This is a genomic window from Vibrio eleionomae, from assembly GCF_009874545.1.
GTDB classification, from domain to species: Bacteria; Pseudomonadota; Gammaproteobacteria; order Enterobacterales; family Vibrionaceae; genus Vibrio; species Vibrio nitrifigilis.
Genome location: NZ_WEKT01000045.1, coordinates 1 through 13466, shown reverse-complemented (window position 1 = coordinate 13466; position 13466 = coordinate 1). Strand labels below are relative to the sequence as shown.

Here is a 13466-nt window from a genome sequence, read left to right as displayed (position 1 = left end):
CTCAGGGCCTTTTCAATTGAAATTTATCGTATGTAAATACTACTCATCCGAGTAATCCAACCAATTAATACCACCAGACGTATCATTTTTCTCAACCGTTTTTGTTTTGTCTAAACCAAGTTGATGTTTAGCTTCTTCTTCGGTGAGCCCTAAGTGGCAGCGCAGTAAATCGATTGCCATTTGATAATTATTCATTTCAGCCATGATCGTTTCCTTAGTGAGACAAGTATCCTTAAGACATCCATAGTAAATCAGCAAGATTGATCATTACTGATTTACCTTGAGGCTAGCCTGTTTGAATCAAAATGATAAACAGGCATAGTTTGAAAACACAGTTTTTAATTTAGATAACGATGTAAGATTGCTCAATTCGACTAAAGTAGTAGGTGTTGCATCAATTTGATGTGCATATCATTTTTTATGAATGCAGTGTATGAATTTTCGATTTAGAATGCGGTTCGGTTCTTGATGTCACTCGAGATAGTATTGCCGATTAAAGAGATGAGTTTACACTTCTACTTGATTAGTAACTAATTGTTGCAAGTTATTGCTTAACCTTGTTTTTTAAATTTAAGACTATATGTATTAGAGAACTATAAAAGCTGTTCAGTGCACTTCAGCTAATTAAGTGTGCTAATGCTAACAATAAAGCTGTCTTATCTGGAGAAAGTTAATGAAGCGAATCCTGTTATTCCTAGCAACCAACCTTGCTGTTGTATTGGTGCTAAGTGTTGTTTTGAATATTGTTTACGCCGTGACCGGAATGAAATCAGGTAGTCTGACCGGATTACTGGTTTTTGCTGCAATATTTGGTTTCGGTGGCGCGTTCATTTCGCTATTGATGTCAAAGAAAATGGCGCTTATGTCGGTTGGGGGTTCCGTTATAGAGAACCCACGTAATGAAATGGAGCACTGGTTAGTGCAAACAGTGAGCCGTCAAGCTCAGCAAGCTGGTATTGGAATGCCGACTGTCGCAATTTATGATTCGCCTGATATGAATGCTTTTGCAACTGGAGCCAAACGCGATGAGTCTCTCGTGGCGGTTTCAACAGGGTTATTGCATAGCATGACGCGCGATGAGGCAGAAGCAGTGTTGGCTCATGAGATAAGTCATATCGCCAATGGTGACATGGTGACTATGACCTTGATGCAAGGCGTGGTTAACACCTTCGTGATTTTCTTGTCGCGATTTGTGGCGAATATTATTTCTAGCCGCGACTCTGAAGAGGGTGAGGGCGGTAATAACTTTATGGTTTATTTCCTTGTCTCGACGGTATTGGAGTTGGTGTTTGGCTTCCTAGCAAGCTTTATTACCATGTGGTATAGCCGTCGCCGAGAATATTATGCGGATGCAGGCTCAGCTTCGTTAGTGGGTAAGCAGAAAATGATTGCGGCACTAGAGCGTTTGAAAATGAGCCATGAATCTCAATTGGAAGGATCTATGATGGCATTTGGCATTAACGGTAAACGCAGTTTAACTGAGTTACTGATGAGCCACCCTCCATTGGAAAAACGAATTGATGCATTACGTCGTTTATAATTAACCGACACACATTAATTCTATAAAGCCAGCTTATGCTGGCTTTTTTATTGCTAGTCATTTCTTTACTCACTGATCTTTTTTCCAGCATTATCGTAAACATCAATCACAAGTTACTCATTTTTCTTTGTGCAACTCGTGTAGCTGAACTAATTTTAAAATCAGTTATACGAAGATTATTTTGTATAAGCTTGAGGTTAAGCATGGATGTTCAATCGGTCGCGGAGTTTTATCAACAGCTCGGTAAAAGTAATTTAAATACCCTGTCGCAAATCTATCACCCTGATATCGTTTTTGAAGATGCAGCCCATCAGATTAATGGACTTTCTTCACTCGAACATTATTTTGAGCAGTTATATCTCAATGTTACCGGTTGCCGCTTTACGATTCATGAAGCTCATCAAACCGGCAATGGAGGTTTTTTGGTCTGGACAATGGCATTAGAGCATCCAAAGCTCAAGGGGGGGGCGACTATTTCAGTGAAAGGGGTCTCGCATATTCGTTTTGAGCACGACAAAGTTATTTACCATCGTGATTATTTTGATTTAGGTGAAATGGTTTACGAAAACATACCTTGCGTTGGCGCGATCATTCGAACCATTAAACAGAGGTTAGGACAATGAGCCTCAAGGTTTTGATCACTGGAGCTAGTTCAGGTATCGGTAAACAACTTGCGACGGACTATGCCAAGGAAGGTGCACAGGTAATAGCGTGTGGTCGTAACCAACAGGCGCTGCATGAATTACAGCAGATTGCTCCTAATATCACTCCGTTAGCGTTTGATGTGACCAACACCGATGACACAAAGAAAGCGTTGCAATGCCTGCCTTTTGAACCTGAATTGTGGATTTTGAATGCTGGGGTCTGTGAATATATTGATAACGGTATTATTGATAGCGACCTAATTTCTCGAGTTATGGCGGTTAACTTTCAAGGTGTTGTTAATTGTATTGAAGGCATTCAACCTCTTTTACGCGCAGGGAATAGGGTTGCCATTGTAAGCTCTATCGCAGGGGAACTGGCTATGCCTCGCGCAGAAGCTTATGGGGCATCAAAGGTGGCAATTACTTATTTGGCTCGAGCATTAAGAGTGGCATGGCGTCCGAGTCATGTAGATATTTCAGTGGTTTATCCCGGGTTTGTTGCAACGCCATTAACTGCCCAAAATACCTTCTCTATGCCAATGATGATTTCAGCACAGCAAGCGTCACTAGGCATCCGAAAGGGCCTCGCTAAAGGTAAACCACACATTTATGTACCTCGCGTTTTTACAACCATGATTAGACTTATCGCGCTGCTACCTTACTCATGGCAGCAAAGGTTAATGAAGAATTTGATCCGCGAGCAGGGGAGCAATAAATGAAAATTGCGATTATCGGTTCAGGAATATCAGGATTAACATCGGCGTATTATCTACATACTCATCATGATGTGACTGTTTATGAAGCGAATGATTATATTGGGGGTCATACCGCAACGGTTGATATCAAGGTCGCAGGACAGCAATATGCAATCGATACTGGGTTCATTGTCTATAACGATCGCACATACCCTAACTTCATCCGTTTGATGGATGACATTGGGGTTAAGCGCCGTCCAACTCAAATGAGTTTTAGTGTCCGTAATGATAGTAATGGGTTGGAGTATAACGGTCATACGCTAAGCACGTTATTTGCGCAGAAACGCAATTGGTTTAATGTGACATTTTATCGTTTCATCCGTGAAATTTTGCGTTTTAATCAGCTTGCTAAAGAGTCAGCCAAAACTCACCAACGTTACTCGACGTTAGGTGAATTTCTGTTAAAGAATGGATTTAGTGACTACTTCTGTGAAAACTACATTTTACCCATGGGGGCAGCCATTTGGTCATCAACCATGGCAGATATGCGCCATTTCCCATTGGACTTCTTTCTCCGCTTTTTTCAAAACCATGGCCTGCTTGATATTACTAATCGTCCCCAGTGGTATGTGATAGAGGGAGGATCTCGAAGCTATATTGAACCGTTAACCAAAGGGTTTGCGCATAAAATACGGCTCAATAGTCCAGTAACTCGCGTCATTAGAGGGCAACTGGGGGTTGAAGTGGTCAGTAATGGGGTGAAAGAACGATTTGATGAAGTGATATTTGCTTGTCACAGTAATCAAGCCTTGGCAATGCTTGATGATCCATCCACAGACGAAACCAATCTATTGAGTTCGCTGACCTACCAGCCCAATGAAGTGGTGTTGCATACTGATACTGATCTTTTGCCTAAACGTCATCGTGCCTGGGCTTCATGGAATTATTGGTTAGAGGGAAAACAAGGGGAAGAGGCCCGGCTGCCAGCTGTTACGTACAATATGAATATTTTGCAGCATATTCGTGCACCACAAACGTTTTGCGTCACACTCAATCGCACCGAAGCGATCAATCCAAGTAAAATTCTGCGTCAATTTACCTATGAGCACCCAGTATTTACCATCGAGGCTATCGCTGCACAGAGTAAACGGGCTGTGATTAATGGTGCGCAACATACCTGGTTTTGTGGCGCGTATTGGTATAACGGTTTTCATGAAGATGGCGTGCGAAGTGCGTTAGACGTTGTCGCGCAATTAGAAGCTCAGTTTGATGCAAAACATACGCAAGGGGCAGCCTGATGGTTATCAAGCATAGTCACTTATTTGTTGGTGAAGTAAAGCACAGCCGCTATGTGCCGATTAAGCACTCACTAAAATATGGACTGTTCATGCCATGTATCGACCTGGATGAATGGCCCGATCTCCAATCAAGGGTGTGGGGCTTGGGAGAACGCTGGTGGCATTGGGCGAGACTCAAGCGTAGTGATTATGTGGGGAACGGCGATTTAAAACAAGCTGTGCTCGATAAAGTGTATCAACTGACCGGTGAACGTTTTTCTGGACGAGTGTCGGCAGTGTTGCACTTACGTTACCTCGGGCTGTATTTTAGCCCGGTTAATTTTTATTACATATATGATGAAAACGATGTGTGGCAATACTTATTGGCCGAAGTAAGTAATACCCCATGGAACGAGCGTCATTATTATGCGATACCCGCAGATGAAGGTGAGCATAGAGAAAATTGGGTGCACAATAAGGCATTTCACGTGTCACCTTTTAACCCAATTCAACAGCAATATCATTGGCGTTTAAAACCACTTCAACAGCGTTTGTTTATTCATTTAGCCTGTTATCGAGATCAAAAAGAATTCGATGCAACGATGTTGTTAAGCGCGCGTCCTTTCCAATCAACTGAACTAATTCGTCTGTTGCTACGTACACCTATCATGACGGTTAAGGTTATGGCCGGGATTTACTGGGAAGCATGCAAATTATGGTGGAAAGGTGCCCCAATATACGATCATCCCAATCGCACTAAAAAAACGGATAAGCAAGATAAGGAGAATCCTTCATGTTAAGCAGTTCCTCAATGCCCTTACCAAAAAAAGAAACGTTGATGCAAAAAGGAGCGCGTTCACTGTTATTGAAAGGGTTAGCAAGACTTAATGTTGGCTCTTTATCTATCGTGGAATATTTTGCATCAGGAGAACCGCAAACTGTGTTGTTTGGTGCTGGACAAACTGAGCTTCAAGCTGAAATTCATGTTCATGATATTGAGTTTTATAGACGTGTATTGCGTGGCGGTAGTATCGGTGGTGCAGAAGCCTATATCGAAGGGTTATGGGATAGTCCGAACTTAACGGCTGTCGTTGAATTAGTCGCCAAAAACCTCACGATGTTAGACAGTGTCGAACAGCAATCGGGCAAGATAAAACAGTGGCTAACTAAGCTTGGTCACTGGCTTAAACACAATTCAGTTAAGCAAGCGAAACGTAATATCATGGATCATTATGATCTTGGAAATGATTTGTATGAAACGTTTCTTGACCATCACATGTTGTATTCCAGCGCTTTGTATCTTCATGAAGAAGAGTCTCTTACGCAAGCCCAGGTAAATAAAATGCAGCGGCTGTGTGCACAGTTAGATCTAAAGCCCGATGATCAAGTGTTAGAAATAGGGACTGGCTGGGGAGCGATGGCGATTTATATGGCGCAGGAATATGGCTGTCAGGTCACAACCACGACCATTTCAGAAGAACAATATCTGTACGCAAAAGAGAAAATTAACCAAGCGGGATTGAGCGATCGTATTACCTTACTTAAACAGGACTACCGGTTATTGGATGGACAATTTGATAAATTGGTGTCGATAGAGATGATTGAAGCAGTCGGTAAACGTTATCTTGCAAGCTACTTGCATCAGTGCCAAGAGCGCCTCAAACCTGGTGGTAAAATGGCTATTCAGGCTATCACCATTGCTGACCAACGTTACGATTACTACAGTAGCAATGTTGATTTTATTCAAAAATATATATTCCCTGGTGGTTTTCTCCCTTCCATTACTGCGCTGACTCGTTGTGCAACACACCATACCGATTTTTTAGTCCGTGACCTTTATGACTTTGGCCTTGATTATGGCAAAACTCTCCACGCTTGGCGCGAACGCTTTGAACAGCAGTTAGATACGATTCGTTCTCTTGGCTATGATGAAAAGTTCATTCGCCTATGGCGTTACTATTTTTGTTACTGTGAAGGAGGGTTTCGTGCACGCACGATTTCGGTCATTCATATGACTTTAGAGCGCCCGCAGTAATACGATGGTGGTGTTTTGCGCCTCGGTTTGGTTCCAATTACTGTGGTTCCTCTGTGTGATGGGGCAAACAGAGTGGCAATGGTGGGCGCTCGGCGGAGCGGTCGGTACATGGTTATTACACATCGTTTGGGGAAAATGGTGTTGGCATCTTGTCATCTTTAGTGGACTGGGCATTGGTTTGGATGGACTCAATATCCATTTTGACCTGTTTCGTTTCGCCGCAGATGGATTTCCCATTTGGTTGATGAGTGTGTGGATTGCGTTTGCTTGGTACTGCCATTTTCTGGTGCCAGTACTATCACGTTGGCCTAAGCTATTGATGGCAATGGTTGGTGGGCTAGGCGGCGTCACCAGTTATTATGCAGGATTAGAACTCGGTGCCGTTACATTTACCTATTCACTCACTGTTACATTAGCGATACTTTTTTTGCAATGGAGTGTCGTTACCTTGTGCCTAGTGTTTGTTGAGGAGCGATATAAGTGGTGTACACAACGTCTATAAAGGTTTTTTTAGTGATGCTGTTGTTAGTCAGTTCAACGAGCTTTGCTTCATCGCCCAAGACATTTGATGGCTTGCAATTACAGGTTGCAGATAATCGATGGGCATCATGGCCGATTGTTGGGCAGGCTGAGTTCACATGGTTTTGGTTCGATGTCTATCGATCAACATTAAGAACGCCTGATGGTATTTATCATGGAGAAGGGAAAACCGCAGCCTTACAAATTGAATACCAGCGCAAAATTTCCGCACAAGAACTACTCAAAGCAACACGTAAACAGTGGTTAGAGATGGATTATAACGAATCGCTGATTGATCGTTGGATAAACTACCTTGCCACCTTATTCCCATCTGTAGTTAAGGGTGATCAACTGATTTATGTCAGTCAAGGTGGGCAAGGCAAGCTCTACTTCCATCCTGTTAAACAGACATTACAGTTTGTTGGCACCATCAACGATACTGAATTGGATCGAGCATTTTTGGGAATTTGGCTTGCCACTAATACTGAATATCCAGATTTACGCTTACAGTTGATCGGGGAAAAATAATGACTGCTATTCGCTCATCATTTAAGGCATTCCGTTGGATCGGCCTGTTTCTTATTATTGCATCGATAACCAGTTGCAGTGCAGATATCAATGATTATAAAGGCACATCACCTCGGTTTGATCTGTTTCAATATTTTACGGGGCAGACTCAAGCTTGGGGTATGGTACAAGATTACACCAACCAACAAACGCGCCGCTTTCATGTCGTGATCACTGGTACGGTGAATGATGGCATATTAACGCTGGATGAGCAGTTTCTTTATGATGATGGTGAAACTGACGGTCGGCTGTGGACCATAACTCGTCATCATGATGGAACCTATATCGGTAAAGCAGCCGATATCATTGGCAATGCAACTGGGGTGGAAGTCGGGAATGCGTTACGTTGGCGTTACGATTTTTTGCTAAAAACGGATGAAAGAGAAATCCAAGTGCATTTCGATGATTGGATGTATCGTCAGGATGACAAGCACTTATTTAATTTAACCTCGATTACGAAATGGGGCGTGGAAGTGGGGAAGGTGACACTGTTTTTCAGTAAGGAGTGATAGGGATGATTCGGTATCGAATAGTGACCAATTAAAAGAAAAGGGGCTGCATATGCAGCCCCTTTAACTCAAAGTCAAACTATCCAATAGAATTATAGTTTGTCAGTTAATTCAACAGCTTGTCCGATATAATTACCTGGAGTCATTGTTTTTAGGCGAGCTTTTTCATCTTCTGGTAGTTCTAGACCGTCGATAAATGCGTGCATTGCTGCTTCATCAACACGTTTACCACGAGTTAGCTCTTTCAGTTTTTCGTACGGTTTTTCGATACCGTAACGACGCATCACTGTTTGAATTGGTTCAGCAAGAACTTCCCAGTTGTGGTCTAGTTCATCAGCTAATGCTGCTTCGTTGATCTCTAGCTTGCTGATGCCTTTCAATGTTGAAGTATAAGCAATGATTGAGTAGCCAGCACCAACACCAAGGTTACGTAGAACTGTTGAGTCAGTTAGGTCACGCTGCCAACGAGAAATAGGTAATTTTTGTGCTAGGTGAGTCAAGACCGCGTTTGCTAGACCTAGGTTACCTTCTGAGTTTTCAAAGTCGATTGGGTTTACTTTGTGTGGCATGGTTGAAGAACCAATTTCGCCAGCAATGGTTTTTTGCTTAAAGTGACCCAGTGCAACATAACCCCAGATATCACGATCGAAATCGATCAAGATAGTGTTGAAACGTGCGATAGCATCAAATAGTTCAGCAATGTAATCATGCGGTTCAATTTGAGTGGTGTATGGGTTCCAGTTTACGCCTAGTGATTCAGTGATGAACTCTTCACTGAATTTGTGCCAGTCTAAATCTGGGTAAGCAGAAAGGTGAGCGTTGTAGTTACCTACCGCGCCATTGATTTTAGCTAGAATTTCAGTGTTAGCGATCTGCTTGTATTGACGTTCCATGCGGTACGCCACGTTTGCCATTTCTTTACCCATAGTTGATGGAGAAGCTGGCTGGCCGTGTGTACGCGACAATAGAGGAATGTCTCGGAAATCATGTGCAAGTTTTTTAATCGCATCAATGATGTTGCGAATTTCAGGAAGGAACACTGTATCACGTGCTTCTTTAAGCATTAACGCATGTGAAGTGTTGTTGATGTCTTCAGACGTACATGCAAAGTGAATAAATTCATTGATTGCGTGTAGTTCAGGAACAGATGCCACTTTCTCTTTTAAGAAGTACTCGACCGCTTTTACATCGTGGTTAGTGGTGCGTTCAATTTCTTTGATACGAGCTGCGTCTTCTTCGTTGAAGTTTGCTGCGATATTATCAAGGAATTGTTTCGCTTCATCGCTTAGGGCAGGGACTTCCGCGATCTCAGCTGTGGCTGCAAGCTTCTGTAGCCAACGTATTTCAACGATAGTACGGTACTTTAGGAGGCCATACTCACTGAAGATACTGCGTAACGCAATCGTTTTACTTCCGTAGCGGCCGTCTACCGGTGAAACAGCAGTCAATGCTGACAGTTCCATGTTCTTCTCCTGAATATATGAGTTAAGGTTGAGAGTGAATAAGATTTGACGACGTCATGGCTTAGATTCTCTTAAGGATCTGTTGCGCTTCTTCAACCATTTTTTTACGGCCGAAGATTAAGTGACGACGTTTACCACCAACTTGGCTCCAAAGAACAGCGCAGCGGATTCCACTTAATAATAGCGCACGAACTTTGCTTTGGTTGGCAGGTTGTTGTAATACAGAAGGGGTGCCAGTGACTTGAATACGAGGACCAATAGGACTGATCACATCAAGATAAACACTAGCTAAATTGCTGATCATTTGATCATCAAGAAGGTCAAAGTGAGCGACTTGACGTTCTAAAGTATCAAGACGATCACCAAGTTGTGATAGGGCATCACGACGACGAGTGAGCTTACGTTCTAATGCCATCAGGCTAATTACATAGCGAGTAATTTCACTGCCTGCTGGTGTACTGTCTATGCCTTTCACTAAGCATTCAAGGCCAACTTTTAAGTTGGCCTCATTGCCAAAAACATCAAGTGTGTTTTTTGGGTTCATGCATAGAACTGAACGGAGTGCAACTTCAAACGCGTCTGAATCACATTGACCATTTCTTGCAGTCTGCTGGACTAATGTTACTGCTTGGCAGATCCCAGCAAAAGCAATTGTACGGTCATAAAGTGTATTAGCCACGTAATTACTCCTAAGTTACGGTTACGACAAATGCTCTTCAATCACACCGCCACCAAGGCAAACTTCACCTTGATAGAAGACAGCGGACTGTCCTGGTGTAACGGCAATTTGCGGTTCATCGAATATCACTCTAACGGTATTATCATCGAGTGGGGTCACTACGCATGGTATATCCGTTTGACGATAACGAGTTTTTACTGTGCATGTTAAGGTATCTTGCAAAGGTTCTTGGCTAATCCAAGTCACCTGAGACGCGATCAAACCTTTAGATTTCAAAAGGGGATGATCGGCACCTTGAACTGCGATTAACACATTACGCTCAAGATCTTTTTCAGCGACGTACCATGGTTCATCGCTAGAATCTTTCATACCACCGATATGAAGACCCTTACGTTGACCGAGAGTGTGGTACATCAAACCTTGGTGTTCACCAATGACTTTACCTTCAGGCGTTTCGATTTTACCCGGTTGAGCGGGTAAATAGCGCGAAAGGAATTCAGTGAATTTACGCTCACCAATAAAACAGATCCCTGTTGAGTCTTTCTTTTTCGCTGTGATTAAATCTTGCTCTTCAGCGATACGACGCACTTCAGGTTTCTCAAGTTCTCCGACAGGAAATAAACTACGAGCAACTTGAGCTTCCGTTAATGCGTGTAAGAAATAACTTTGGTCTTTATTGCCATCCAGGCCGCGAAGTAACTGTGCTTTTTCCCCATGTTCTGGGAATGTACGGCGCACATAGTGCCCCATAGCAATATAGTCGGCATCCAACACTTCATCAGCAAATTCTAAGAAGGCTTTGAACTTGATTTCTTTGTTACACAATATGTCTGGGTTCGGAGTACGTCCTGCTTTATATTCTGCAAGGAAGTATTCAAACACGTTGTCCCAGTATTCTGCAGCAAAGTTAATTGTGTGCAAATGGATACCAAGTTTGTCACAAACAGCCTGCGCATCGGCAAGATCTTGCGCGGCAGTGCAGTAGTCTTCACCGTCGTCTTCTTCCCAGTTCTTCATGAACAAGCCTTCTACTTGATAGCCTTGTTGCTGAAGAAGATAAGCAGAAACGGACGAATCAACACCACCTGACATGCCGACAATCACTTTTTTCTGACTGTTTGCGTTGAGGTTCTCTGACATAACTTAATACCACTAAATTAACTTGGAGCCAGATTCTAACAGAAAGAAAAAATTGAGGACAGTTGATTCCGTACGTTATAGCGTAGTTTCGTCGGATAAAAGCAGTGATAAGACCACCCTGTGGCTGACAAAATTGGCAAATTTGATGTGAAAGTCTTGGTGTCGATACAAAGTCGATACAAATATGAGATGTGGTAGGTACTATTACATTTGTAGCTATATTAGATATTACATCTATTATTAAATGAAATAACAGTTGATATAAATATATATCTAAATGAAAACAATTATTATTGTAATCGGTTACTTAACTCAGCATCGTGAAAATTTTCATCATGAAATCGTTTGCTATAATACAGTGAGTTGTCGTGAATCAGACTGCGATGTAGAATCGCCCTCCCTATCTGTCTAGATTGAATTGCAGGGTATTATGAAATTTCCAGGCCGGCGTAAGTCAAAACATTATTTTCCTGTTCACGCTCGTGATCCATTAGTTGTTAAAGCACAAGAAAAAGTTAATTTGTCGAGTACCCACGTAATAGGTATTGATCAGACATTGGTTGATATTGAAGCACGAGTCGAAAGCGAATTAATTGAACGTTATGGATTAAGTAAAGGGCATTCGTTAGTCCTTGACGATGTTACTGCTGAAAAACTTTATAACGAATTAAAAACAAAACAACTCATTACTAATGAATACGCTGGTGGCACTATTGGTAATACGCTGCATAACTATTCTGTATTAGCGGATGATCGCTCAACGTTACTTGGAGTAATGAGCAATGACATTAAAATAGGCAGTTATGGATATCGCTATTTGTGTAATACCTCAAGTCGTGTGGATTTAAATTATCTACAAGGTGTTGATGGAGCAATTGGACGCTGCTTTGCATTAATTACAGAAGATGGAGAGCGAACGTTTGCAATTAGTGAAGGTCAAATGAACCAATTGCATGCAGATAATATTCCTGAATCTATTTTCGAAAATGCGTCAGCCTTAGTATTAACGGCGTATTTAGTTCGTTGTAAAGAAGGCGATCCTATGCCACTTGCAACGATGAGAGCGATTGAATACGCAAAAAAACATCATGTTCCCGTTGTATTAACGTTAGGAACTAAGTTTGTTATTCAAGATGATCCACAATTCTGGCGTGACTTTTTAAATGAGCACGTGTCAGTTGTCGCTATGAATGAAGATGAAGCGGAAGCTTTAACGGGTGAGCATGATCCTTTAATGGCGGCGAATAAAGCGTTAGAGTGGGTCGATTTAGTATTGTGTACTGCCGGACCAATCGGATTATTTATGGCCGGATATACAGAAGATGAAAGTAAACGTGAAACCTCTCTGCCTTTACTACCGGGTTCTATTCCTGAATTTAATCGCTTTGAATTTAGCCGTCCTGCGAAGAAGATAACCTGCCGAAACCCGATAAAAGTGTATTCGCATATCGCTCCTTATATGGGGGGGCCTGAACAAATTAAAAATACCAATGGAGCAGGGGACGCTGCTTTATCGGCATTACTGCACGATATGGCTGCTAATAAATACCATAAAGAGATTGTGCCTAATTCAAGTAAGCACCAGCATGAATTCTTGACCTATTCTTCTTTTTCACAAGTGTGTAAATATTCTAATCGAGCAAGTTATGAAGTACTCGCTCAACATTCTCCACGTTTATCAAAAGGTTTACCTGAGAGAGAAGACAGTTTAGAAGAATCGTATTGGGAAAGATAATTCCTGATAGGTTATAAGGTCATTAATTTGGGAACGGTTTCAAAAATAGGAATGGTTCCCTTAATTCAAACTAATTTGATAAATTAACTAAAACTTATATTAGAATTGTCAAAATAATTGACAAAAAAAAGGCTTCTCAATGGAAGCCTTTTTTATAAAAGAGATTGAGATTAAAGTGCAAATTCTTCTAGAGATTTGCCTTCATCTAGCGCTTTCTGGATTACAGAAGGAGTACGACCTTGACCTGTCCAAGTTTTTTCTTGGCCATTAGTATCTATATATTTGTATTTAGGTGGACGAGGCGCACGTTTACCTTTTGCTTTGCTTTTAGTTTCGCCAGCTAGTGCTGAAATTAAAGCATCAACGTCAATACCGTCAGCCGCAATTTGTTCTGCAATAGCTGAAAGTTTTGCTTCTTGTTGTTCACGTTCTGCGCGTTCTTCTTCTTCTGCTTTACGGCGTTCTTCAACAACAGTGGATAATTTATCCAATGCTTCTTCTAGTTGTTCTAGAGTTAAATCGCGAGCGTAAGCACGTAGGCTACGAATATTCAGTAGAGTTTTCGTTACTTCCGACATTACTGTTTCCCATTAAATAATTTAAATAACAACGTAATTCTAAACCGTGATATTTATTCTGACAACATTCAAATTGAAATTAATA

Annotated in this window: 15 protein-coding genes; 10 read left to right on the top strand and 5 right to left on the bottom strand. The window is 41.8% G+C overall.

Features of this window, described 5'->3' with window-relative positions; genetic code table 11:
- Nucleotides 1-39: 39 nt before the first annotated feature.
- Nucleotides 40-204 carry a hypothetical protein gene (locus F9817_RS23875; protein WP_202436517.1) on the bottom strand — a complete coding sequence of 55 codons (165 nt, stop codon included), beginning with the start codon at nt 202-204 and terminating at the stop codon, nt 40-42.
- A 469-nt stretch (nt 205-673) separates the two neighbouring features.
- Here F9817_RS23875 and htpX point away from each other — a divergent pair, with 469 nt between their 5' ends.
- From htpX to F9817_RS18125, 9 genes are all read left to right on the top strand, one after another.
- On the top strand, nt 674-1540 hold the full coding sequence (gene htpX / locus F9817_RS18165) for a protease HtpX (RefSeq protein WP_161157585.1): 867 nt from the start codon (nt 674-676) through the stop codon (nt 1538-1540).
- A 203-nt stretch (nt 1541-1743) separates the two neighbouring features.
- Nucleotides 1744-2163, top strand: coding sequence for a nuclear transport factor 2 family protein (locus tag F9817_RS18160; RefSeq protein ID WP_161157584.1), 420 nt, complete (start codon nt 1744-1746; stop codon nt 2161-2163).
- A complete protein-coding gene (locus tag F9817_RS18155) occupies nt 2160-2903 on the top strand; it encodes an SDR family NAD(P)-dependent oxidoreductase (protein ID WP_161157583.1) in 744 nt (247 codons plus the stop codon). Before F9817_RS18160 ends, F9817_RS18155 begins: the two co-directional genes overlap by 4 nt.
- Nucleotides 2900-4177, top strand: a complete 1278-nt coding sequence (locus F9817_RS18150; protein ID WP_161157582.1) for an NAD(P)/FAD-dependent oxidoreductase — start codon at nt 2900-2902, stop codon at nt 4175-4177. Before F9817_RS18155 ends, F9817_RS18150 begins: the two co-directional genes overlap by 4 nt.
- Nucleotides 4177-4956: a DUF1365 domain-containing protein gene (locus F9817_RS18145; RefSeq protein ID WP_161157581.1), complete on the top strand. Its 780-nt coding sequence runs from the start codon at nt 4177-4179 to the stop codon at nt 4954-4956. Before F9817_RS18150 ends, F9817_RS18145 begins: the two co-directional genes overlap by 1 nt.
- Entirely contained in the window at nt 4950-6191 is a 1242-nt protein-coding gene (locus tag F9817_RS18140; protein WP_161157580.1) for an SAM-dependent methyltransferase, read from the top strand. The genes F9817_RS18145 and F9817_RS18140 overlap by 7 nt, the downstream gene beginning before the upstream one ends.
- Before the next feature lie 4 nt (nt 6192-6195).
- The gene (locus F9817_RS18135) at nt 6196-6693 is read left to right on the top strand and encodes a DUF2878 domain-containing protein (RefSeq protein ID WP_268982047.1); all 498 of its coding nucleotides are present in this window, start codon (nt 6196-6198) and stop codon (nt 6691-6693) included.
- Between the two features lie 14 nt (nt 6694-6707).
- A complete protein-coding gene (locus F9817_RS18130) occupies nt 6708-7238 on the top strand; it encodes a chalcone isomerase family protein (RefSeq protein ID WP_237476288.1) in 531 nt (176 codons plus the stop codon).
- A complete protein-coding gene (locus tag F9817_RS18125; protein ID WP_161157577.1) occupies nt 7238-7786 on the top strand; it encodes a DUF3833 domain-containing protein in 549 nt (182 codons plus the stop codon). The genes F9817_RS18130 and F9817_RS18125 overlap by 1 nt, the downstream gene beginning before the upstream one ends.
- Nucleotides 7787-7878: 92 nt before the next feature.
- Here the strand turns inward: F9817_RS18125 and purB are convergent, their stop codons facing one another.
- The 3 genes from purB to mnmA all read right to left on the bottom strand — a co-directional run bounded on the left by purB (nt 7879) and on the right by mnmA (nt 11068).
- Entirely contained in the window at nt 7879-9249 is a 1371-nt protein-coding gene (gene purB, locus F9817_RS18120) for an adenylosuccinate lyase (protein ID WP_161157576.1), read from the bottom strand.
- A gap of 61 nt (nt 9250-9310) precedes the next feature.
- On the bottom strand, nt 9311-9928 hold the full coding sequence (hflD, locus tag F9817_RS18115) for a high frequency lysogenization protein HflD (RefSeq protein WP_161157575.1): 618 nt from the start codon (nt 9926-9928) through the stop codon (nt 9311-9313).
- A gap of 21 nt (nt 9929-9949) precedes the next feature.
- Entirely contained in the window at nt 9950-11068 is a 1119-nt protein-coding gene (gene mnmA / locus F9817_RS18110; protein ID WP_161157574.1) for a tRNA 2-thiouridine(34) synthase MnmA, read from the bottom strand.
- A gap of 430 nt (nt 11069-11498) precedes the next feature.
- Here mnmA and F9817_RS18105 point away from each other — a divergent pair, with 430 nt between their 5' ends.
- A complete protein-coding gene (locus F9817_RS18105; protein ID WP_161157573.1) occupies nt 11499-12803 on the top strand; it encodes an inosine/guanosine kinase in 1305 nt (434 codons plus the stop codon).
- A gap of 170 nt (nt 12804-12973) precedes the next feature.
- Here F9817_RS18105 and F9817_RS18100 read toward each other — a convergent pair whose 3' ends face one another.
- Nucleotides 12974-13381 (bottom strand): H-NS family histone-like protein, encoded by a 408-nt coding sequence (locus F9817_RS18100; RefSeq protein ID WP_161157572.1) that lies wholly within the window; start codon nt 13379-13381, stop codon nt 12974-12976.
- Between the last annotated feature and the right edge of the window lie 85 nt (nt 13382-13466).

Excerpts from the sequence above, each read along its gene's own strand:
- F9817_RS23875 (WP_202436517.1), bottom strand. The coding sequence starts at position 204 with ATGGCTGAAATGAATAATTATCAAATGGCAATCGATTTACTGCGCTGC.
- htpX (WP_161157585.1), top strand. The coding sequence starts at position 674 with ATGAAGCGAATCCTGTTATTCCTAGCAACCAACCTTGCTGTTGTATTG.
- F9817_RS18160 (WP_161157584.1), top strand. The coding sequence starts at position 1,744 with ATGGATGTTCAATCGGTCGCGGAGTTTTATCAACAGCTCGGTAAAAGT.
- F9817_RS18155 (WP_161157583.1), top strand. The coding sequence starts at position 2,160 with ATGAGCCTCAAGGTTTTGATCACTGGAGCTAGTTCAGGTATCGGTAAA.
- F9817_RS18150 (WP_161157582.1), top strand. The coding sequence starts at position 2,900 with ATGAAAATTGCGATTATCGGTTCAGGAATATCAGGATTAACATCGGCG.
- F9817_RS18145 (WP_161157581.1), top strand. The coding sequence starts at position 4,177 with ATGGTTATCAAGCATAGTCACTTATTTGTTGGTGAAGTAAAGCACAGC.
- F9817_RS18140 (WP_161157580.1), top strand. The coding sequence starts at position 4,950 with ATGTTAAGCAGTTCCTCAATGCCCTTACCAAAAAAAGAAACGTTGATG.
- F9817_RS18135 (WP_268982047.1), top strand. The coding sequence starts at position 6,196 with ATGGTGGTGTTTTGCGCCTCGGTTTGGTTCCAATTACTGTGGTTCCTC.
- F9817_RS18130 (WP_237476288.1), top strand. The coding sequence starts at position 6,708 with ATGCTGTTGTTAGTCAGTTCAACGAGCTTTGCTTCATCGCCCAAGACA.
- F9817_RS18125 (WP_161157577.1), top strand. The coding sequence starts at position 7,238 with ATGACTGCTATTCGCTCATCATTTAAGGCATTCCGTTGGATCGGCCTG.
- purB (WP_161157576.1), bottom strand. The coding sequence starts at position 9,249 with ATGGAACTGTCAGCATTGACTGCTGTTTCACCGGTAGACGGCCGCTAC.
- mnmA (WP_161157574.1), bottom strand. The coding sequence starts at position 11,068 with ATGTCAGAGAACCTCAACGCAAACAGTCAGAAAAAAGTGATTGTCGGC.
- F9817_RS18105 (WP_161157573.1), top strand. The coding sequence starts at position 11,499 with ATGAAATTTCCAGGCCGGCGTAAGTCAAAACATTATTTTCCTGTTCAC.
- F9817_RS18100 (WP_161157572.1), bottom strand. The coding sequence starts at position 13,381 with ATGTCGGAAGTAACGAAAACTCTACTGAATATTCGTAGCCTACGTGCT.